This is a genomic window from Aliirhizobium cellulosilyticum (assembly GCF_014198105.1).
GTDB classification, from domain to species: domain Bacteria; phylum Pseudomonadota; class Alphaproteobacteria; order Rhizobiales; family Rhizobiaceae; genus Neorhizobium; species Neorhizobium cellulosilyticum.
This window is the reverse complement of record NZ_JACIGW010000001.1, coordinates 1,592,556-1,612,635: the sequence shown is the minus strand read 5'-3', so window position 1 is coordinate 1,612,635 and position 20,080 is coordinate 1,592,556. Positions and strand designations below refer to the sequence as shown.

Below are 20,080 nucleotides of genomic sequence, written 5' to 3'. Positions count from 1 at the left end.
ATGATTGCGGTGTCAACGATTGCTGTTTAGGCAACAGTTTCGGTGCAAATTTTGCGTCCGAAAAAACGAAGCCATTGGCATTTGGAACCATTTTCCCTATGTGGAGCTACGAATTACCTATTCTCAAAGGACATGGGCGTGACTGCTACATTCGACAAAGTTGCCGACATCATTGCTGAAACCAGCGAAATCGACCGGGAAACCATCACCCCGGAAAGCCACACGATCGACGATCTCGGCATTGATAGCCTTGACTTCCTCGATATCGTGTTTGCGATCGACAAGGAATTCGGCATCAAGATTCCGCTCGAGCAGTGGACCCAGGAAGTCAATGAAGGCAAGGTTTCGACCGAAGAGTATTTCGTTCTGAAAAACCTCTGCGCCAAGATCGACGAGCTGAAGGCGGCCAAGGGCTAAGGTCCTGCCGTAAACCAGATGCTGCTTGAATATTTCCAGATGATCGATCGGGTGGAAACGCTCGATCTCGAAGGAAAGACGCTGACGGCGCGGTCTACCGTGCCGGCGAAAAGCCCCGTGTTCGAAGGTCACTTCCCCGGCATGCCTCTCGTGCCGGGCGTCCTTCTCATCGAAACCATGGCGCAGGCGTCGGGCATGCTCGTGCTTGCCGCCACCGATTTTGCCGCCATGCCGTTCCTGATGTCCGTTGACGGCGCCAAGATGCGCGCTTTCGTCGAGCCCGAAGCCGTGCTCGATATCGAAGCGTATCTCGAACACGAAGGTTCTGGCTATGCTGTCACCAAGGCGAAGATTTCGTCCGGCGGCAAAAAGGTCTGCGACGCTCAGCTGAAGCTGCGCACCATGCCCTTTTCCGAAATCCCGCTGGCGCCGATCGTGCGCAAGCGTGCAGAGGAAGTCGGTCTGGTCGCTGCGATGAATGCCGGCAGGTGAAGACTGTTGCGCGGAAACGCGCGGCGGCCTTGTGGCCACGGCATGGAATGAAACAGAAGCTTGAACCGCGATCCTGATGGGTCGCGGTTTGCTTTGAAGGCGCGGCAAAAGCTGCAAGTCCGCGAAAGAGGACAGAGATGAAGTCTGACAATGATGTTGTGATCACCGGTATTGGCATTGTCACCGGCCAGGGCGTCGGCAAGGATGCGCATGTCGCGCTCCTGTCTGCGGCCACCACCGGCAAGCCGACCGTGGAAACCGAGCGTTTCGCGCCTTATCCGGTCCATCCGCTTCCGGAAATCGACTGGTCCGCCCAGATCGTCAAACGCGACCAGCGCCAGATGGAAAACTGGCAGCGCCTCGGCGTCTTTGCCGCCGGTCTGGCGCTTGATGACGCCGGTCTCAAAGAAGATGCCGAAGCATGCGCCTCGATGGACATGATTGTCGCCGCCGGTGGCGGTGAGCGCGACATCAAGGTCGATTCGCTGATCGTCGATGAAGCCTTGAAGCGCAACGACCGCGACATTCTGCTGAACGAGAAGTTGACGACGGAACTGCGGCCGACGCTCTTCCTCGCGCAGCTCTCCAATCTGATGGCCGGCAATATTTCGATCGTCCACAAGGTCACCGGTTCCTCGCGCACCTTCATGGGTGAAGAGGCTGCCGGCATTTCGGCTGTCGAGACGGCGTTTCATCGTATCAAGGCAGGCCAGTCGAGCCACAGCCTCGTCGGCGGCGCCTTCATCGCCGAGCGCGCCGATATCCTGCTTCTCGTTGAAGGCATCCGTGCCCATGCGACAGGCGAATGGCAGCCTCTGTGGTCCCGTTCGGGCGACAATGGCGGCGGAATGATCACCGGTTCGGTCGGCGCATTCCTGGTGCTGGAATCCCGCGCCCGTGCCGAAAGCCGCGGCGCCCATATCTATGCCGTCATCGATGCGGTCGAAGGTGATCGCGGCAACCGCGACGAAGGCAAGCTGGAAACACGCCTGTCGCGTCTCGCAGCCTCCGCCTCCGGCCTCAAGCGCGACGACACGGTGGTGTTTTCCGGCGCAAGCGGCCTTGTGGATCTGGCAGCCCGCGAAAAGATCGTGCTGGAAAAGGAATTCGACGGCGCTGCGATCCGTGGTTTCGGTGGTGTCACCGGTCACGCGCTGGAAGCCCAGTTCCCGCTCGGCCTGGTCCTTGCGGCCCTCTCGCTCGACGGCAAGAGCCTCGTCCCGGTCTTTGATACGGACCACGAAAAGCCGATGTCCAAGCCGGCAAATCACGCCGTGGTGACAACGGTGGGTTACACGCGCGGTGAGGGTGTTGCCGTCCTCTCGGCGAACGCGTGAAGGAGTAGACGATGAGTGACAACCGCTTCACCGACCACCTTGGCCGCCCGCTCGTAGCCGTTACCGGCATGGGCGTCATCACCTCGCTCGGTCAGGGGCTTGCTGATAACTGGTCGGCGCTGACCTCCGGTACTTCGGGCATCCACAAGATCACACGGTTCCCGACCGATGGTCTGTCGACCCGCATCAGCGGCACGGTGGATTTTATCGCCGTTCCTGCCAACAATTCCGTCGAACGTTCTTTCGCTTTCGCCCGCGAAACGACCAAGGAAGCGCTGGCGCAGGCTGGTCTTTCGGGTGATTTCGAAGGCCCGCTCTTCCTCGCCGCGCCGCCCGTCGAGCCCGAATGGCATGACCGTTTTGCGCTTGCCGATCGTTCGCCGCCGTCGAAGACCGAGGGCGATGCCTATGATCGCTTCTTGACTGCCATGCGCGAACGTCCAGATCCGGTCTTCCTCGAAGCCGTTCAGTTCGGCTCGATTTCCGAGCGCCTTGCCGACATGTTCGGCACGCGCGGTCTGCCGGTAACGCTGTCGACCGCCTGTGCATCTGGCGCAACGGCAATCCAGCTTGGTGTCGAGGCAATCCGCCAGGGTCGCACCGACCGGGCGCTTGTTGCCGCCACTGACGGCTCCGTCAGCGTCGAGGCGCTGGTGCGCTTCTCGTTGCTTTCGGCCCTGTCGACGCAAAACGACCCGCCGGAAAAGGCATCAAAACCGTTCAGCAAGGATCGCGACGGTTTCGTCATCGCCGAAGGTGCTGCGACACTGGTACTTGAATCGGTCGAATCCGCGCTTGCGCGTGGCGCAACCGTGCTCGGCATCATCAAGGGTCTTGGCGAAAAGGCCGATCATTTCCACCGTACCCGGTCCTCGCCGGATGGCGGCCCGGCTATCGCCACCATTCGCGCCGCACTCGAAGACGCGGGTATGGATGAAAGCGGTATTGGTTATATCAACGCCCATGGCACCTCGACGCCCGAAAACGACAAGATGGAATATGGCTCCATGCTCGCCGTCTTCGGTGACCGCATGAAGAACATCCCGGCTTCGTCGAACAAGTCGATGATCGGCCATACGCTGACTGCGGCAGGTGCCGTGGAGGCCGTATTCTCGATCCAGACCATGCTGACCGGCACGCTGCCGCCGACCATCAACTACACCAATCCCGATCCGACGATCGAGCTCGATGTGGTGCCGAATGTGAAGCGCGACGGCTCGCCCAAGGCGGTTCTGTCCAACTCCTTCGGCTTTGGCGGCCAGAACGCCAGCCTTGTCATGACGCTGGAACCGGTCTAAGGCCTGCGCCACAGAAAAAGGACGTCATCCTCGGGCTTGTCCCGAGGATCTATTGACGTTGATACGTGAAATTGAGTGTTGGCAGATGCTCGGGATATGCCCGGGCATGACGCATTTTTGAACGTCGGCGCCCGCCTCATGCATCCGGAAGGAAAAGAAGTACATGCGCGCGCTGCAACTGATCGATGACCGCAAACTTGAAGCCGTCGATATTCCCGAGCCGGATGCCCCGGGTCCCGGTGAAGTGACGCTGCGCGTCAAGGCTGTTGCTCTCAACCACATCGACGTATGGGGCTGGCGCGGCATGGCATTCGCCAAGCGCAAGATGCCGCTGACGATCGGCGCCGAAGCCTCCGGCGTCGTAGAAGCCATCGGCCCGGGCGTTTCCAACGTCCTTCCCGGCCAGCTTGTGTCGATCTACGGCGCCCGCACCTGCGGTCTCTGCAAGCCCTGTCGCGAAAAACGAGACAATCTCTGCGAGCACGTCTCGGGCGTCCACGGCTTCCACCTCGACGGTTTTGCCCAGGAAAAGGCGAACATTCCGGCCCGCCAGCTGGTGCCGGCTCCTCCGGGCGTCGATGCGGTTGCAGCCGCTCTTGCTCCGGTCACCTTTGGCACGGTCGAGCACATGCTGTTCGACAATGCAAAACTGCAGCCGGGCGAAACCATTCTCGTTCATGCCGGCGGCTCAGGCATCGGCTCGGCGGCCATCCAGCTCGCCAAGAAGATCGGCTGCACCGTGATCACCACGGTCGGTTCCGACGATAAGATCGAAAAGGCCAAGGCGCTTGGTGCCGATCACGTCATCAACTACCGCACGGACCGCTTCGAAGGCGTCGTGCGCAAGCTGACGAAGAAGAAGGGCGTTGATGTCGTCTTCGAACATGTCGGCAAGGATACATTCGCCGCCTCGATGTTCTGCCTGAAGCGCGGCGGCCGATTGGTCACCTGCGGCTCGACTTCTGGCGTCTCGACCGACGTCAACCTGATGATGCTCTTCCAACAGCAGCTCAAGCTCCTCGGCTCCTTCGGCTGCCGCATGGAAAACATGGCCGACGCTATGCAGAAGATGGCGCAGGGCATCGTTCATCCGGTTATCGATACCGAAGTCACCTTCGACGAGATCGACCGCGCGCTCGAGCGGATGGAAGGTCGCCAGATCTTCGGCAAGATCGTCCTGCGCATGGATTGATCGGCCATGAAGATGGTCATCACCCGCATCGTTCTGGCGCTCATGCATTTCCGGCAGTGGCTGGTGGCGCAGGCGACCTTTGGCTTGCTCAACCTGTTGAAGGTATTGCCGGCGGATCCCGCCATACGTTTTGCCGATCGCATTGCGCGTTTCGTTGGTCCGAAGCTGTGGCGTCACAAGCTGATGATGACCAATCTGCGCAACGCCTTCCCGGAAAAGTCGGAGAATGATCTCCAAGAGATCGCGGTCGCCAGCTGGGGACATATGGGGCGCATGGCTGCCGAATATGTGTTCCTCGACCGGCTTTTCGATTTCGATCCGGAAAAGACGGAAGCGGGCAGGGTAGAAGTTTCGGGCATACCGATTTTCCTCGATCTACGCGATAATCCGCGGCCTTTTATCGTCTTTACCGCGCATACCGGCAATTTCGAACTGCTGCCTGTTGCTGGAAAGGCATTCGGTCTTGAGGTCATGGTGCTGTTCCGTCCGCCGAACAACCCTTACATTGCCGACAAGGTCTTTTCCTTCCGTGCGGCCCGGATGGGAAGTCTCGTCCCCTCGCATGCGGGATCGTCCTTCGCGCTTGCCCGCCGCCTCGAGGCCGGCGGCGGAGTGGGGGTTCTGGTCGACCAGAAATTCAAGAAGGGCCTGTCGACCTCTTTCTTCGGGCAGCCGGTCAAAACCAATCCGCTTCTGGCCAAACTGGTCCGTCAGTTCGATGCGGAGGTCTACCCGGCCCGCTGCATCCGCCTTCCCGACAATCGCTTCCGCCTGGAAATCGAACCGAGAATCGATCTGCCGCGCGATGAAAAGGGCAACCTTGATGTTCAGGGTACGGCTCAGGTGTTGAACGACAAGGTTGAGAGCTGGGTTCGCGAATATCCCGAACAATGGCTGTGGTATCATGATCGCTGGAACATCAAAGGAACAGTCGAGCGTTGATCGGCCTTCGATAACTTGTGATCCTATGGTATTTTGTGGGGCATTATTTGGGGCCGCACTAGACGAAATGATTAATTATAATCATATCTTATGCAGGGTAGGCTCGCATCAGTAGAAGGCGCCACTTCTCGCGTTGTTTTGAGAGGGGTCGATTTTGAAGGCATTGATTGATCTGTTCTGGGCGAAATATTCTGATCTTCGCCAGGCGGTCGAGCAGGAAGACGACGATGCGGTTTCTCGGATCGACCGGGAAATTGATCCGCTCGTCAAGGCTATACTTGGAAGCCAGGGGCGCGATCAGTCGGCGATTGGCGTGCAGTTCCGATTCGCACTCGATCTGTTGAATGAGGAAGCCGATGATGGTGGCTGCGTCAGGCGCAATGGCCACCTGCTGCAGATGCTGGTCGAGCGTTATCTGATAACCGACCAGTCGCTGCCTTCCAAAACGAAAACCACCGAAGATCCGGCCCTGCCCGTCGATATCCCGCAGGCCATCGCCGACGGTTATCTCGATGATGCGCTGCTGAATAGCCTGCCGGAACGGGTCATGGTTGTCGCGCCCGGTTATCGCATCTTTTATAGTAACGAAACCAATGCGCAGCGAATGGATGTGCCGCGCGATACTCTCATTGGCCGCCATTTCGCCGAATTTGTCGGACTGCATCATTTCCGTCATGATCTGCAGCCCAGCCTTGATCGTTGTTTTGCAGGCGAGAGCCTGACCTTGACCTATGCTGACAAGCTTGAGGGCCGCACAGTCGTCATTCATTGCCGCATGTCGCCGATAAGCAGATCGGGAACATTGATCGGAGCGTTGGTGGTGATGCAGGAGAAGGAAGATCGCCGGCGGCGACGTGCCGACTGACCGGTCGTTACTCAGATATCGGGCTGAACGGCAGGTAGTCGTGTAGCAGATAGGCCTTTTCGAAGGCGATATGCCGCCTTACGCCCTCAAAGAAGCCGCGCAACATATATCCCACCGCTTCGTCATTGACAGGTTCTCCTGAGCCGAGGCGCAAGAGCGCTTCCGTCAGTTCCTCCGCATAGCCTTCATCCTCGAGATGTTCGAATTTGAGCCGTGAAAGCGTTGCCAGCATCGGTCCGGAATGGGCGTGCTGTCGTGCGATATGCGGAAACAGAACGCTCTCTTCGTAATGGTGGATGCTGCGGATCAGCGGACAGAGTGCCTTGGCGGCATAGATGCACTTCTGTTTGTTGATGCTCGCCGGCAGCGAGTCGGCGATTTCTTCAAGTTCGACGCAAAGCGCGAGTTGTTCCCCATGCGCCTGCCGGATCCACGACATGATGACGTCCTGATCGTATTGTCGGACGGGCTGAGCAGACAGAACTGCATTCGTCAGATCGATATCGTGTCTCAAGTCTGACCTCCGGAAGCTGCATGACCGTTGATCGCGCAAAGTTCCATCATGCCCGGCTTACTTGCGTTGATTCAAATCAAGGCATTTGACGTGGCCTGCTGCCATCTGTCGCGGTGGTCGCGACGGAAAGTGGCAGGGGGGATTCGTTCGGAATCGTTGTTTAGCCACCCTCGCGACGGCCAATCACGCCGTTGGGGGATACCAACAATGAACTACCCTTTGGAAACTGCAGCGCTGGTAATCGGGACATTCCTGGCGCTGCTTGGCGCGGCTTACGCGCATGACAGTCTGTTTGCCGCCCATATGTGGGTGCTGTTCCTGACACTCGGCATCAGCAGCATCGTCATGCTGCGCCGCGTCTCTTTCGCACCCGCAGGTGCACCACGAGCCGTCCCGGCAAAGTCGGAATATTTCGACGAAGTCATCAAATACGGCACGATCGCCACTGTTTTCTGGGGTGTCGTCGGCTTCCTGGTCGGCGTTGTCGTTGCCCTGCAACTGGCTTTTCCTGATCTGAACATTGAGCCATGGCTCAATTTCGGTCGCACGCGCCCGCTGCATACTTCAGCCGTCATCTTTGCCTTCGGCGGCAACGCTCTGATCGCCACATCATTCTACGTTGTCCAGCGCACCTGTCGGGCCCGCCTGTTTGGCGGCAATCTCGGATGGTTCGTGTTCTGGGGCTACCAGCTTTTCATCGTCATGGCGGCAACCGGCTATCTGCTCGGTATCACCCAGGGCAAGGAATATGCGGAGCCGGAATGGTATGTCGATATCTGGCTGACCATCGTCTGGGTCGCCTATCTCGTCGTCTTCCTCGGCACGATCTTCATGCGCAAGGAGCCGCATATCTATGTGGCGAACTGGTTCTATCTGGCCTTTATCGTCACGATTGCCATGCTGCACATCGTCAACAATCTGGCGATGCCGGTCTCTTTCCTGGGCATCAAGAGCTATTCGGCCTTCTCCGGCGTGCAGGATGCCCTGACCCAGTGGTGGTACGGCCATAACGCGGTCGGCTTCTTCCTGACGGCCGGCTTCCTCGGCATGATGTACTACTTTATCCCGAAGCAGGTGAACCGTCCGGTCTATTCCTACCGCCTGTCGATCATCCACTTCTGGGCCCTGATCTTCATGTATATCTGGGCAGGCCCGCACCACCTGCATTACACAGCGTTGCCCGACTGGGCGCAGACGCTCGGCATGGTCTTCTCCATCATGTTGTGGATGCCGTCCTGGGGTGGCATGATTAACGGTCTGATGACGCTTTCCGGCGCTTGGGACCGTATTCGTACTGACCCGATCGTCCGCATGATGGTCATGGCCGTCGCCTTTTACGGCATGGCGACCTTCGAAGGCCCGATGATGTCGGTCAAGGCCGTTAACTCGCTCAGCCACTATACCGACTGGACCATTGGTCACGTCCACTCCGGCGCACTCGGCTGGAACGGCATGATCACCTTCGGCGCGGTCTATTTCCTCGTGCCAAAACTATGGAACCGCAAGCGGCTCTACAGCCTGCAGCTGGTCAACTGGCACTTCTGGCTCGCAACGCTCGGCATCGTTCTCTATGCCGCCGTCATGTGGGTTGCCGGTATCCAGCAGGGCCTGATGTGGCGCGAGTATGATGACCAGGGCTTCCTCGTCTATTCCTTCGCGGAAACTGTCGCGGCCATGTTCCCCTATTACCTGCTGCGCGCCCTCGGTGGCCTCATGTTCCTCGCCGGCGCACTGCTCATGGCATTCAACGTCACAATGACAATTCTCGGTCACGAACGGCAGGAACGCACCCCCGGTGTCGCCCCCGCCGGTCTGCAGCCGGCCGAATAAGGAGCTGACAGCATGTCTCTTCTCGATAAACACAAATTCATCGAGCGAAATGCCACGCTCCTTCTCGTCGGCTCACTACTTGTCGTCTCAATCGGCGGTATCGTGGAAATCGCACCGCTCTTCTATCTCGAAAACACCATCGAGAAAGTCGACGGGATGCGGCCCTATACGCCGCTGGAGCTCGCCGGCCGCAACATCTACATCCGCGAGGGCTGCTACGTCTGTCATAGCCAGATGATCCGCCCGTTCCGCGACGAGGTGGAGCGGTACGGTCATTACAGCCTTGCGGCGGAATCGATGTACGACCATCCGTTCCAGTGGGGCTCGAAGCGAACCGGACCGGATCTGGCACGCGTCGGCGATCGTTACTCGAACGAGTGGCACGTACAGCATCTCATTGAACCGCGCGACGTCGTGCCGGAATCGGTGATGCCGAGCTATTCCTTCCTCAAGGAAAATACGCTCGAAGTAACCGATGTCTCCATGGATCTGAAGGCAAACCGCATCGTCGGCGTTCCTTATACCGACGAGATGATTTCAGAGGCGAATGCCGATCTGAAGGCGCAGGCCGATCCGAATGCCGATACCAGCGCTTTGCTGGCACGGTATCCGAAGGCAAAGGTCGGCGATTTTGACGGCGATCCGACCAAATTGACCGAAATGGATGCGCTGGTCGCCTATCTGCAGATGCTCGGCACACTGGTCGATTTCTCGACCTATGACGACACAACCGGTTACCGCTGAGGAGGGCGCGATATGGAAACCTATACCGCACTCCGCCAATTCGCCGACAGTTGGGGGCTGCTCGCCATGACCCTGTTCTTCGCCGGCGTCATCCTGTTCACTTTGCGCCCGGGCTCGAAGTCTCATGCAGACGATGCCGCCCAGATCCCTCTGAAGGAGGACTAAAATGGCGGACAAACATATCGATGAGATCAGCGGCGTCGAAACCACCGGCCACGAGTGGGACGGCATCCGCGAACTGAACAATCCCATGCCCCGCTGGTGGGTGTGGACGTTTTACGCCACGATCGTCTGGGCTCTCGGATACACCGTCCTTTATCCTGCATGGCCGCTGGTAAACGATGCGACCCGCGGTGTTCTCGGCTATTCCAGCCGTGGTGCGCTGTTGGACGAAATGGCGACAGCAAAAGCAGCCCAGGGCGCAATCCTTGAACGGATCGCGGCTGCGACACCAGAAGAAATCATCGCCAACCCTGAACTCAACCAGTTTGCCATGGCCGGCGGCGCGGCGGCTTTCCGCGTCAACTGCACGCCCTGTCACGGAACCGGTGCAGCCGGTGGTGAAGGTTATCCCAACCTTAACGACGATGACTGGCTTTGGGGTGGCAGCGTAGATGCCATCTACCAGACTGTTGCGCATGGAATTCGCGATGCGGTTGATCCCGATACTCGTATCGGTGAGATGACTGCTTTTGCGGATGTGCTTCAGCCGGACGAAATACGTCAGGCAGCGGCCTATGTTGTCAGCCTCACCGGTAAGCCTCGCGATCCTTCGATGGTCGAACCCGGAAAGCAGATCTTCATGGATAACTGCGCATCCTGCCACGGCGAAAATGCCGAGGGCAATCGTGATCTGGGTGCTCCGAACCTGGCCGACGCCATCTGGCTGAAAGTGCATGGTGAAGATCAGATTGCGGGCCAGATCCGTGCACCGAAGCATGGCGTCATGCCGGCCTGGACCACCCGTCTTGGTGACGTCACCGTCAAGCAGTTGGCAGTTTATGTCCATTCCCTGGGAGGCGGGGAGTAGAGTTTCAGTCCTTCCAGGGCAGAAACTCTCTTGGGCCGGGATCCTTGGGTCCCGGCCATCGAACATCCGGTATGGCAGGAGGTTACGGCCGATTAGGATTGTTCAAGGATATGCTTCAGGGTGCTTAGGTCCGTTTGGATGGCCGCCGCATCCACCTCGAAAGCCTGATCGTCCGTGTCTGGCTGTCGGAGCAAGGTGAACATGATTTCTGCGCCATCGCCATTGGGCACGACCCGCAGTGCATTTTCGAAACTCCTCCCTGTATCCAGCGTGACGGTGTGATCGATGACGCCAAGATCGTTTCGGGGCGTAAACCGCACACGGATCTTGCCGATAGGCCCACCGTCGCCGATCCAGTCTTCGCCTTCTCGGCTCAAGCCCGAAGCGAGGCCGGCAGCCCATCGGGGCATGTTTTCCGGCTGGGATGCGAAGGCGTAGACGTCACGCCAGGGCCTGTCGATCGTCGTGTGAATGATGCGTGCGGGCATTGGTGTCATTGTAATCTCCGTTCTGTCGTCCGCATGGGCGAGGGGCGTGAACCGGTCTGCGAATGCTGCATGCCTTGACTTGCGTCAAGGAATTGAGGGTCGCGCGGTGGGAAAAGGCATGGTGCAAAGGAATGTTCCGATGAATCTCTATACCGCCGAAAGCGTTGCCGCAGGTGACGCATCTGTCGAACGGATTGATGTCAAGGCGGTGCATTCGCCTGGCGAAAAACGCCAGCCGCTTTATGAAAAACGCAAGAAGATTTTTCCCAAGCGTGCCGAGGGACGTTTCCGCCGGTTCAAATGGCTGGTGATGCTTGTCACGCTGGGCATCTATTATCTGACGCCGTGGATCAGGTGGGATCGTGGCCCCTTCGCACCGGATCAGGCCGTGCTTGTCGATCTCGCCAGCCGGCGCTTCTATTTCTTCTTCATCGAGATCTGGCCGCAGGAATTCATCTTCGTTGCCGGCCTTCTGGTCATGGCGGGCTTTGGCCTTTTCCTGCTGACCTCGGCCGTCGGTCGCGCCTGGTGCGGATATGCCTGTCCCCAGACGGTCTGGGTCGATCTCTTTCTCGTCGTCGAACGCTTCATTGAAGGCGATCGCAATGCGCGGATGAAACTCGATGCCGGCCCCTGGACAGCGAACAAGATCGCCAAGCGTGTCGTCAAGCATTCGATCTGGATTGCCATCGCAATCGCTACAGGCGGCGCCTGGATCTTCTATTTCGCCGACGCGCCATCTCTTGCCTTCGATTTCATCACCGGTCAGGCCGCCTTCGTTGCATATTCCACCGTCGCCATCCTGACCGCCACCACCTATCTGCTCGGTGGCCTGATGCGCGAGCAGGTCTGTATCTACATGTGTCCCTGGCCGCGTATTCAGGGCGCCATGCTCGACGAGCATTCTCTGGTCGTGACTTATAACGACTGGCGCGGTGAACCGCGCAGCCGCCACGCCAAGAAGGCGGCAGCGAGCGGCCAGATCGTCGGCGACTGCGTCGATTGCAACGCCTGCGTCGCAGTCTGTCCCATGGGCATCGATATTCGCGACGGCCAGCAGATGGCCTGTATCACCTGTGCACTCTGTATCGACGCCTGCGATGGCGTGATGGACAAGATCGGCAAGGAACGCGGTCTGATCGCTTATGCGACGCTCGACGAATACGATGCCAACATGGCGCTGGCGACGGCCGGTGGTACATCGCCGATCAATCCCACCCGAGCCCGCAAGCCGGATGGTGGTTTTGTTGAAGGCGTCCGCCATTTCAACTGGAAAATCCTGCTTCGCCCGCGCACGTTGCTCTATATGGGCGTCTGGACTGCGGTCGGCATCGGCCTTGTCGTTGCGCTCCTGTCCCGCGACCGGCTGGAAATCAACGTGCTGCATGATCGCAATCCGCAATTCGTCATGGAGTCGGATGGTTCCATCCGCAATGGCTACACCGTTCGCCTCCTCAACATGATCCCCGAACCGCGCACAATCATGCTGACGCTCGACGGCATGCCGGAGGCGACGATGAAGATCATCGGCATTTCGGACGTGCCCGGACGCGAATTCGCCATCGAGGCCGCGCCGGACAAGGCGATGGCGCTGAAGGTCTATGTCACGCTGCCGAAGGATGAAGCCAAAAGCGAAGCATCCTTCCATTTCATCGCCGAAGACCGCTCCAGTCACGAGCGCAACAGTTACTCGGCTAACTTTTTCGTACCAGGAGGCAAGAGATGAGCACGGCATCGCAAAAGGGCTTCGTTTTCACGGGCTGGCACATGGCGGGCGTCATGGTGCTCTTCTTCGGCACGATCATCTCGGTCAATGTCTTCATGGCCTATAACGCCATTACCAGTTGGAGCGGTCTCGTCGTCCCGAACACCTATGTCGCCAGCCAGCAGTTCAACGGCAAGGTGGCCCAAGCGAGGGCGCTTGCCGCGACGGGTGTCAACGGCAAGCTCGCCGTCGCCGCCAATGGAGCTCGCTATGAAGTGCTCGGCCCCGACGGACAGCCGGTTGAAGCAGACCACCTTGTCCTCAATTTCAAGCGCCCTGTCGGCGAGCATCAGGATTTCAGCATCGATATGACCGCAGAAGGCAAGGGAGCTTTCAGCGCTTCCCATGACATCCTGCCGGGTCACTGGATCGTCGAGGCAATCGCCGAGCGCGGCGGAGAACGCATCCTCCACCATGCGGAGCGTGTCTCTGTCCACGGAGCAAAATAATGAGCTGCTGCGCACCCGGAACGGAAGGCGAGATCGTCAGGTCCGCACCGTCTTCCGAAGAAATGCTGCTGGCAAGCCGCGATCTCGGCGAAGGCAGGCGGCAGGTGGACCTGAGCGTTCCGGGCGTCCATTGCGGCGCCTGCATCGTCTCGATCGAAAACGCGCTGAAGGCCATGCCCGCGGTAGAAAAGGCTCGCGTCAACCTCTCAACCAAACGTGTCTCCATCGTCTGGCGGCAGAAATCCGACGAACTGTCCGTCGATCCGGCCGGCTTCGTCGGCTCGATCACCGCGGCAACCGGCTATGACGCCTATCTTTTCGATGCCTCGCTTGATGACGGCGACAAGCTGCAGCGCGACCTCGTGCGCGCAGTCGCCCTTTGCGGTTTCGCCGCCGCCAATATCATGCTTCTGTCGGTCTCCGTATGGTCCGGTGCCGATGATGCCACGCGTGACATGTTCCACTGGATCTCCGCCTTCATCGCCGCACCCGCACTGATCTATGGCGGCCGGTTTTTCTACTCCTCTGCATGGGCCGTCCTGAAACGCGGCCGCACCAACATGGACGTGCCGATCGCTCTTGCGATCACGCTCTCCTATGCGGTGTCGCTGTGGGAGACCATGCATCACGGCGAACATGCCTGGTTCGATGCTACCGTCTCGCTTCTGTTCTTCCTGCTGATCGGTCGAACGCTCGACCATATCATGCGTGACCGGGCGAGGGCGGCGATCAGCGGTCTTGCCCGCCTGTCACCGCGCGGTGCCATGGTCGTCTTGCCCGATGGTACGCGTGAATACCGCCCCGTCGAGGACGTGAAACCCGGAGATCGCGTCGCGATTGCCGCTGGCGAACGCATTCCCGTCGATGGCACCGTCGAATGGGGCGCAAGCGATCTCGATGTCTCGATCGTCAACGGCGAAAGCGTGCCGCAGGCCGTCGCAGCCGGTGCCGCCGTCCATGCCGGCACGCTCAGCCTCACCGGCTCGCTCGTCATCAAGGTCACCGCAACGGCAAGAGAATCCTTCCTCGCCGAAGTCATCGCGCTGATGGAAGTGGCCGAAGGCGCCAAGGCCGGTTACCGCCGTCTCGCAGACCGAGCCGCGCAATATTATTCGCCGGCAGTCCATCTTCTGGCACTTACCGCCTTCGTCTCGTGGGGGCTTGCCGGCGGGGACTGGAAGCGCGCCATGCTGATCGCGATCGCCGTCCTGATCATTACCTGCCCCTGCGCGCTTGGGCTGGCCGTGCCGGTCGTCCAGGTCGTCGCCGCCGGTCGCCTGTTCAAGAACGGCATCATGGTCAAGGACGGCTCGGCCATGGAACGGCTCGCCCAGGCGGACAGCGTCATCTTCGACAAGACCGGAACCCTGACGCTCGGCCGCCCGCGCCTCGTCAATGGCAGCGATATTCCGGGGCCTATTCTGTCGCTTGCAGCCGGCCTTGCTGCCCATTCGCGCCATCCGCTGTCGCGGGCAATCTGCGCCGTGGTATCCGGCCCGTTCCCGCTCTTCGACGACGTGATCGAAATCCCCGGAAGCGGGCTGGAGGCTCGCCGTGCCGAAGGGCTCTACAGGCTCGGCAATCGCCGCTTCGCCTGCGGTGACGTGAGCGGCAGCGAGAACGCCGATCTCGAAGTCGTGCTGTCGCGCGACGGTCACGAGGTCGCCTGCATCCGTTTCGAGGATGCGCTTCGTCAGGACGCCGCCTGGGCCGTCCGCACGCTTGAAGCTGACGGCATGCCAGTCGACCTCGTCTCGGGTGATCGCGCTGGGCCGGTAAGGGCGCTGACGGCTCAACTCGGCATCGCGCGCTGGAAGGCGGAAGTCTCGCCCAAGGGCAAGGCCGATTATTGCGCCTCGCTTGCCGGCGAAGGCCGCAACGTGCTGATGGTCGGCGATGGTATCAACGATGCGCCGGCGCTCGCCGCGGCCTATGTCTCGATGGCGCCGGCTACCGCGGCGGATATCGGCCGCAAGGCCGCAGATTTCGTCTTCATGCATGAAAGCCTCAATGCCGTGCCTCTGGCGGTCGATATCTCGCGCCGCGCAAGCCGCCTGATCCGGCAGAATTTCGGGCTCGCCATCGGTTACAACATCATCGCCGTGCCGATCGCGCTTGCCGGCTATGCAACGCCGCTGATCGCAGCCGTCGCCATGTCCACCTCTTCGATCATCGTCGTCGTCAACGCACTCAGGCTGAACCGGATCGGCAGCGAGGATCTGGCGGCACAGGCGGGGGCCGAGAAGACGGCTGAAAAAGGAAAGATGCGCGCCGCATGAACATGCTCATCTACCTCATCCCGGTCGCGCTGTTTCTCGGCGGCCTCGGGCTTGCGGCTTTCCTCTGGTCGTTGAAGAACGGCCAGTATGACGATCTTGACGGCGCCGCATGGCGCATCATCGACGACGGCGAGGATCGTCCCGGCTGATGGGCAAGGATATAGGGGTATACAAAAGCGTAATATGGCCGATTTAGACAATCGCTCCCTTGCCCCCATGGCGCACCAATGCCAAAAGAAGGCGCAACAAAATCGGAGGCTCCTCCCGTGGAACAGGCAGAAATCGGCCTAATCGGCCTTGGCGTCATGGGCGCCAACCTTGCCCTCAATATTGCTGAAAAAGGCAACAAGATCGCGGTTTTCAACCGCACTACCGAAGTCACCAAGAAATTCTACGCGGATGCAGGCGCTCTTCAGGGCCAGATCATTCCGTGCGAAACAATGGAAGATTTCATCAAGGCCATCCGCCCGCCACGCCCGATCATCATCATGATCAAGGCCGGAGATCCGGTCGATCAGCAGATGGAACTTCTGAAGCCCTACCTGTCGTCCGGCGACATCATGATCGACGCCGGCAATGCCAATTTCCGCGATACGATGCGGCGCTTCAAGAGCCTCGAAGGCAGCGACCTGACCTTCATCGGCATGGGCGTCTCCGGTGGCGAGGAAGGTGCGCGTCACGGACCATCCATCATGGTCGGCGGCACGGAAGACAGCTGGAAGCGCGTCGAAAAGGTCCTGACCTCGATTTCGGCAAAATTCAACGGCGAACCCTGCGTCGATTGGCTCGGCCCGAACGGTGCCGGCCACTTCGTCAAGACCATCCATAACGGCATCGAATATGCCGACATGCAGATGATCGCCGAAATCTACGGCATCCTGCGTGACGGCCTCGGCATGAGCGCACCCGAGATCGGCGGCGTCTTCGGCCGCTGGAACGAAGGTCGCCTTGATTCCTATCTCATGGAAATCTCGGAAAAGGTGCTGAAGGCCAACGACCCGATCACCGGTAAGCCGATGGTCGATATCATCGTCGACAGTGCCGGCCAGAAGGGCACCGGCAAGTGGTCGGTCATCGAGGCCCAGAACATGGGCGTTGCAGCGACCGCCATCGAAGCAGCCGTTGCCGGCCGCGTCATCTCCTCGCTCCGGTCCGAGCGTCAGGCCGCCGAAAAGATCCTCGGCAAGCCAGCGCTGGTCGATCGCCCGAAGGATGGCATGGCCTTCCTCGCCGATCTGGAACTCGCGCTTCTGGCCGCCAAAATCGGCGCTTATGCGCAGGGCTTTGCCGTCATGGCGGAAGCCTCGAAGGAATTCGGCTGGAACCTGCCTATGCCGACGATCGCCAAGATCTGGCGCGCCGGCTGCATCATCCGTTCGCAGTTCCTCGATGAGATCACCTCGGCCTTCACCAAGGATCCGAACGTGGCAAACCTCATCGTCACCCCGGCATTCTCGCAACTGGTCAAGGAAACCGACGGCGCGCTTCGCCGTATCGTCTCCTATGCAGCACTGAACGGCCTGCCGGCTCCGGCGCTCACTTCGGCTCTTTCCTACTTCGACGCCTACCGTCGCGGCAGGGGCACGGCCAACCTCATCCAGGCCCAGCGCGACTTCTTCGGCGCGCACGGTTTCGACCGCCTCGATTGCGTCGACAAGCATCACGGCCCCTGGGGCAGCGGCCTCGCCGATTTCGCCTGATCGCTTGATAAACTAGATGAAAAAGCCCGGCCAAGTGCCGGGCTTTTTTGCAGGTAATGCCTAATCCTTCGGTCCCATCTGCGACCAGACCGGACCATCGATACTCTGCAGCAATTCGGGCGCTACACCGTCGATACGGGCCAGTACCGCCTTTGCCAGTTCCCGGCCGGCGTGACGCACGTCTTCCGTCACGGTCAGCATTTCCGGCCTGATCCAGTTCAAGAATTCGGCCGACTGTTTCGAGACAATATCGATCTCCTTGCCTAGCCGGCGTCCGGCTGCCTCGGCTCCGGCAACCAGTGCGATCGATGCGGATCCGCTGAGCGAGATGATACCGTCCGGCGGCTCAGTAAGGCGACACAGGCGCTCCGCATAGGCGCGGATTTCCTCGAGTGGCGTCTCCGTGGTCATCCGGCCCATCGAAACTTCCGTCACCTGAAAATCGTTCATGCCGTGCTCGAAACCTATCCGGCTATGTATCTGGTAGGAAAACCGGCTGAGCGGCGCCAGGAGCGCGATGCGCCGTCTTCCACGCTGCACGAGGCGTTGCACCGCCTGATAGACATAGGCCTCGTTGTCGAAGTCGTGGAATGGGTGAACAATGCCCATATCCGTTCGCCCATGGGTAACGAAAGGCAGGTTCCGTTCCGTCATCAGGCGCACGCGCGGATCCTCCGGTTCCATGCGCGAGATGATCACTCCATCCGCCGAACCGGTATCGAGAATGTAGCGCACCGGCACCATCGGGTCTTTCTCGAAGGAGTGCGGCGTCACCACGAGGTGATACTGGGTTCCCCCCAGCACTTCCGAAATTCCCTGCACCATCTGGCTGGTGAAGCCCATCAATTCCTGCTCGATGCTCAGCACCAGCGCGATCACGTTGGTCTTGCCGGTCCGCAGGCGCACACCCGCCCGGTTCGGCTGGTAGCCGAGCTGGCGCGCCACCAGTCGTACGCGCTCCTTGGTCTCGGACCCGATATCCGGCGCATCTTTCAGCGCGCGCGATACGGTCGTGATCCCAAGACCCGTCATGAAGGCGATCGTCTTGAGGGTAGGGCGTTCGTTAGCCGCCGCGCTGCTCGTGGATGTTTTTCTGATCTCGTCCATCTTGCTGCTCGCATCGATTGCCGCCATTGGCTTTTGAATGACGCAGTCCGGTTATTACAGAAAAAACTGAAACGTTACAGGTAATTTTCAACCCGTCTCCGACGAAAACATCTCGATCCGCAACCATGTGTTGGCATTACGCAATTGCACATCGATTTTGTGCATATGCGAAATAAAATCGCCTTGGATCGATCTCATGGCGGCATTTCATGGAATTATATACCTGATAATTCTGAATTTAATGCTCTTATAAGTTGTTATTGTGATGGGTCATGCAATAATTTGGAGAAGCAGGCTTGCCACCCCTCTGGCTTTGCCCTAGCTTTTTACTGCAACGTTTCAGTGAGGGAGGAGACTCATGCGTATCCGTGCATTTGCAGCCGTTCTGGCTGCCACCGCGGCGCTGCCTTGTGCAGCTATGGCCGCCGATCTGGAAGTCACGCATTGGTGGACATCGGGAGGCGAGGCGGCAGCCGTGAAAGAGCTGGCGACCGCATTCGATGCAACCGGCAATAAATGGGTCGATGGTGCAATTGCCGGTTCAGGCAGCACGGCGCGCCCGATCATGATCAGCCGTATCACCGGTGGTGACCCGATGGGCGCCACCCAGTTCAACCACGGACGCCAGGCCGAAGAACTGGTCATGTCCGGCCTGATGCGCGACCTGAGCGACGTCGCCGAAAAGGGCAAATGGAAGGATATCATCAAACCCGCGAGCCTGCTCGACAGCTGCACCTTTGAGGGCAAGATCTACTGCGCCCCGGTCAACATCCATTCCTGGCAGTGGTTGTGGCTTTCCAATGCGGCCTTCGAAAAGGCGGGCGTACCGGTCCCGAAAGACTGGAACGAGTTCGTCGCAGCCGGCCCCAAGTTGCGGGAAGCCGGTCTTCAACCGCTCGCCGTGGGCGGTTCCGCCTTCCAGGTCAACGGCCTGTTCGACACGCTGGTAATCGCGCTGGGCGGCACAGACCTCTACAACAAGGTCTACAAGGAAAAGGACGAGGAAACCGCGGCCGGTCCTGAAATGGCAAAGATTTTTGCGGCGGCCGACGATGCCCGCAAGCTTGCCAAGGGCTCCAACGTGCAGGACTGGAACCAGGCCACCAATCTGGTCATCACCGGCAAGGCCGGAGGCCAGATCATGGGTGACTGGGCGCAGGGCGAGTTCCAGCAGGCCGGAAAGGTTGCCGGCAAGGACTATACCTGCCTCCCGGGCCTTGGTCTCAATCAGACCCTGACCACCGGTGGTGACGCCATCTACTTCCCGGTTCTGAAGGACGAGGCAAAGTCCAAGGCGCAGGAAGTGCTGGCGGAAACGATCGTCGATCCCAAGGTGCAGGTCGCCTTCAACCTCAAGAAGGGCTCCGTGCCGATCCGGAGTGACGTCGATCTTGCTGCTGCAAACGACTGCATGAAGAAGGGCATCGAGATCATCTCGAAGGGCAGCACGGCAACCAGTACCGACCAGCTCGTTTCGGCCGATACGCAGAAGCAGAAGGAGGACCTGATGTCCGAATTCTTCGCCAATGCGTCGATCACGCCGAAACAGGCGCAGGAACGCTTCGCCTCCATCATCGGCTCGGCGGACTGATCACTCCATCACGATCCTGAACCGCACTGGCCTCGCCCTT

General features: G+C 59.6%; 20 protein-coding genes. 17 read left to right on the top strand and 3 right to left on the bottom strand.

What is annotated here, in order from left to right; translation table 11 throughout:
* Positions 1–132 precede the first annotated feature (132 nt).
* The 7 genes from GGE33_RS07555 to GGE33_RS07525 all read left to right on the top strand — a co-directional run bounded on the left by GGE33_RS07555 (position 133) and on the right by GGE33_RS07525 (position 6,543).
* Positions 133–417: an acyl carrier protein gene (locus tag GGE33_RS07555; RefSeq protein ID WP_092662234.1), complete on the top strand. Its 285-nt coding sequence runs from the start codon at positions 133–135 to the stop codon at positions 415–417.
* 18 nt (positions 418–435) lie between these two features.
* Positions 436–909, top strand: coding sequence for a 3-hydroxyacyl-ACP dehydratase FabZ family protein (locus GGE33_RS07550; protein ID WP_148146468.1), 474 nt, complete (start codon positions 436–438; stop codon positions 907–909).
* Between the two features lie 137 nt (positions 910–1,046).
* Positions 1,047–2,246: a beta-ketoacyl-ACP synthase gene (locus GGE33_RS07545; RefSeq protein WP_183821805.1), complete on the top strand. Its 1,200-nt coding sequence runs from the start codon at positions 1,047–1,049 to the stop codon at positions 2,244–2,246.
* An 11-nt stretch (positions 2,247–2,257) separates the two neighbouring features.
* A complete protein-coding gene (locus GGE33_RS07540; RefSeq protein ID WP_183821802.1) occupies positions 2,258–3,544 on the top strand; it encodes a beta-ketoacyl-ACP synthase in 1,287 nt (428 codons plus the stop codon).
* Positions 3,545–3,707: 163 nt separating this feature from the next.
* Positions 3,708–4,736, top strand: coding sequence for a zinc-binding dehydrogenase (locus GGE33_RS07535; protein WP_148146471.1), 1,029 nt, complete (start codon positions 3,708–3,710; stop codon positions 4,734–4,736).
* A 6-nt stretch (positions 4,737–4,742) separates the two neighbouring features.
* Positions 4,743–5,678, top strand: coding sequence for a lipid A biosynthesis lauroyl acyltransferase (locus tag GGE33_RS07530; protein WP_183821800.1), 936 nt, complete (start codon positions 4,743–4,745; stop codon positions 5,676–5,678).
* A 154-nt stretch (positions 5,679–5,832) separates the two neighbouring features.
* Positions 5,833–6,543: a PAS domain-containing protein gene (locus tag GGE33_RS07525; protein WP_183821798.1), complete on the top strand. Its 711-nt coding sequence runs from the start codon at positions 5,833–5,835 to the stop codon at positions 6,541–6,543.
* Between the two features lie 7 nt (positions 6,544–6,550).
* On the opposite strand, the gene GGE33_RS07520 is transcribed toward GGE33_RS07525, so the two are convergent.
* Complete coding sequence (locus GGE33_RS07520; protein ID WP_246435748.1) at positions 6,551–7,057, bottom strand: hemerythrin domain-containing protein; 507 nt, start codon at positions 7,055–7,057, stop codon at positions 6,551–6,553.
* Positions 7,058–7,264: 207 nt separating this feature from the next.
* Here GGE33_RS07520 and ccoN point away from each other — a divergent pair, with 207 nt between their 5' ends.
* Genes ccoN through ccoP form a run of 4 tightly spaced genes read left to right on the top strand, consistent with a single transcriptional unit; the run spans position 7,265 to position 10,661 of the window.
* Positions 7,265–8,887 (top strand): cytochrome-c oxidase, cbb3-type subunit I, encoded by a 1,623-nt coding sequence (ccoN, locus tag GGE33_RS07515; protein WP_183686914.1) that lies wholly within the window; start codon positions 7,265–7,267, stop codon positions 8,885–8,887.
* A 12-nt stretch (positions 8,888–8,899) separates the two neighbouring features.
* Positions 8,900–9,631 (top strand): cytochrome-c oxidase, cbb3-type subunit II, encoded by a 732-nt coding sequence (ccoO, locus tag GGE33_RS07510; protein ID WP_183821796.1) that lies wholly within the window; start codon positions 8,900–8,902, stop codon positions 9,629–9,631.
* A 12-nt stretch (positions 9,632–9,643) separates the two neighbouring features.
* A complete protein-coding gene (locus tag GGE33_RS07505; RefSeq protein WP_148146476.1) occupies positions 9,644–9,796 on the top strand; it encodes a cbb3-type cytochrome c oxidase subunit 3 in 153 nt (50 codons plus the stop codon).
* Position 9,797: 1 nt separating this feature from the next.
* Positions 9,798–10,661 (top strand): cytochrome-c oxidase, cbb3-type subunit III, encoded by an 864-nt coding sequence (gene ccoP, locus GGE33_RS07500; protein WP_183821795.1) that lies wholly within the window; start codon positions 9,798–9,800, stop codon positions 10,659–10,661.
* Between the two features lie 92 nt (positions 10,662–10,753).
* Here the strand turns inward: ccoP and GGE33_RS07495 are convergent, their stop codons facing one another.
* The gene (locus tag GGE33_RS07495) at positions 10,754–11,158 is read right to left on the bottom strand and encodes an SRPBCC family protein (RefSeq protein ID WP_183821793.1); all 405 of its coding nucleotides are present in this window, start codon (positions 11,156–11,158) and stop codon (positions 10,754–10,756) included.
* 130 nt (positions 11,159–11,288) lie between these two features.
* On the opposite strand from GGE33_RS07495, the gene ccoG reads away from it, so the two are divergent.
* The 5 genes from ccoG (at position 11,289) to gndA (ending at position 17,342) form a co-directional block, all read left to right on the top strand.
* The gene (ccoG, locus tag GGE33_RS07490; protein WP_183821791.1) at positions 11,289–12,875 is read left to right on the top strand and encodes a cytochrome c oxidase accessory protein CcoG; all 1,587 of its coding nucleotides are present in this window, start codon (positions 11,289–11,291) and stop codon (positions 12,873–12,875) included.
* Positions 12,872–13,363: a FixH family protein gene (locus GGE33_RS07485; protein WP_183821789.1), complete on the top strand. Its 492-nt coding sequence runs from the start codon at positions 12,872–12,874 to the stop codon at positions 13,361–13,363. Before ccoG ends, GGE33_RS07485 begins: the two co-directional genes overlap by 4 nt.
* Positions 13,363–15,642, top strand: coding sequence for a cation-translocating P-type ATPase (locus GGE33_RS07480; RefSeq protein ID WP_183821787.1), 2,280 nt, complete (start codon positions 13,363–13,365; stop codon positions 15,640–15,642). Before GGE33_RS07485 ends, GGE33_RS07480 begins: the two co-directional genes overlap by 1 nt.
* Positions 15,639–15,791 (top strand): cbb3-type cytochrome oxidase assembly protein CcoS, encoded by a 153-nt coding sequence (gene ccoS / locus GGE33_RS07475; RefSeq protein ID WP_112455538.1) that lies wholly within the window; start codon positions 15,639–15,641, stop codon positions 15,789–15,791. The genes GGE33_RS07480 and ccoS overlap by 4 nt, the downstream gene beginning before the upstream one ends.
* Before the next feature lie 117 nt (positions 15,792–15,908).
* The gene (gene gndA, locus GGE33_RS07470) at positions 15,909–17,342 is read left to right on the top strand and encodes an NADP-dependent phosphogluconate dehydrogenase (RefSeq protein WP_183821785.1); all 1,434 of its coding nucleotides are present in this window, start codon (positions 15,909–15,911) and stop codon (positions 17,340–17,342) included.
* A gap of 60 nt (positions 17,343–17,402) precedes the next feature.
* Here the strand turns inward: gndA and GGE33_RS07465 are convergent, their stop codons facing one another.
* A complete protein-coding gene (locus GGE33_RS07465; protein WP_183821783.1) occupies positions 17,403–18,449 on the bottom strand; it encodes a LacI family transcriptional regulator in 1,047 nt (348 codons plus the stop codon).
* Positions 18,450–18,807: 358 nt separating this feature from the next.
* On the opposite strand from GGE33_RS07465, the gene GGE33_RS07460 reads away from it, so the two are divergent.
* Complete coding sequence (locus GGE33_RS07460) at positions 18,808–20,040, top strand: ABC transporter substrate-binding protein (RefSeq protein WP_183821781.1); 1,233 nt, start codon at positions 18,808–18,810, stop codon at positions 20,038–20,040.
* Positions 20,041–20,080: the final 40 nt, after the last annotated feature.

Coding starts and splice junctions, on each gene's coding strand:
- GGE33_RS07555 (WP_092662234.1), top strand. CDS start 133: ATGGGCGTGACTGCTACATTCGACAAAGTTGCCGACATCATTGCTGAA.
- GGE33_RS07550 (WP_148146468.1), top strand. CDS start 436: ATGCTGCTTGAATATTTCCAGATGATCGATCGGGTGGAAACGCTCGAT.
- GGE33_RS07545 (WP_183821805.1), top strand. CDS start 1,047: ATGAAGTCTGACAATGATGTTGTGATCACCGGTATTGGCATTGTCACC.
- GGE33_RS07540 (WP_183821802.1), top strand. CDS start 2,258: ATGAGTGACAACCGCTTCACCGACCACCTTGGCCGCCCGCTCGTAGCC.
- GGE33_RS07535 (WP_148146471.1), top strand. CDS start 3,708: ATGCGCGCGCTGCAACTGATCGATGACCGCAAACTTGAAGCCGTCGAT.
- GGE33_RS07530 (WP_183821800.1), top strand. CDS start 4,743: ATGAAGATGGTCATCACCCGCATCGTTCTGGCGCTCATGCATTTCCGG.
- ccoN (WP_183686914.1), top strand. CDS start 7,265: ATGAACTACCCTTTGGAAACTGCAGCGCTGGTAATCGGGACATTCCTG.
- ccoO (WP_183821796.1), top strand. CDS start 8,900: ATGTCTCTTCTCGATAAACACAAATTCATCGAGCGAAATGCCACGCTC.
- GGE33_RS07505 (WP_148146476.1), top strand. CDS start 9,644: ATGGAAACCTATACCGCACTCCGCCAATTCGCCGACAGTTGGGGGCTG.
- ccoP (WP_183821795.1), top strand. CDS start 9,798: ATGGCGGACAAACATATCGATGAGATCAGCGGCGTCGAAACCACCGGC.
- GGE33_RS07495 (WP_183821793.1), bottom strand. CDS start 11,158: ATGACACCAATGCCCGCACGCATCATTCACACGACGATCGACAGGCCC.
- ccoG (WP_183821791.1), top strand. CDS start 11,289: ATGAATCTCTATACCGCCGAAAGCGTTGCCGCAGGTGACGCATCTGTC.
- GGE33_RS07485 (WP_183821789.1), top strand. CDS start 12,872: ATGAGCACGGCATCGCAAAAGGGCTTCGTTTTCACGGGCTGGCACATG.
- GGE33_RS07480 (WP_183821787.1), top strand. CDS start 13,363: ATGAGCTGCTGCGCACCCGGAACGGAAGGCGAGATCGTCAGGTCCGCA.
- ccoS (WP_112455538.1), top strand. CDS start 15,639: ATGAACATGCTCATCTACCTCATCCCGGTCGCGCTGTTTCTCGGCGGC.
- GGE33_RS07465 (WP_183821783.1), bottom strand. CDS start 18,449: ATGGACGAGATCAGAAAAACATCCACGAGCAGCGCGGCGGCTAACGAA.
- GGE33_RS07460 (WP_183821781.1), top strand. CDS start 18,808: ATGCGTATCCGTGCATTTGCAGCCGTTCTGGCTGCCACCGCGGCGCTG.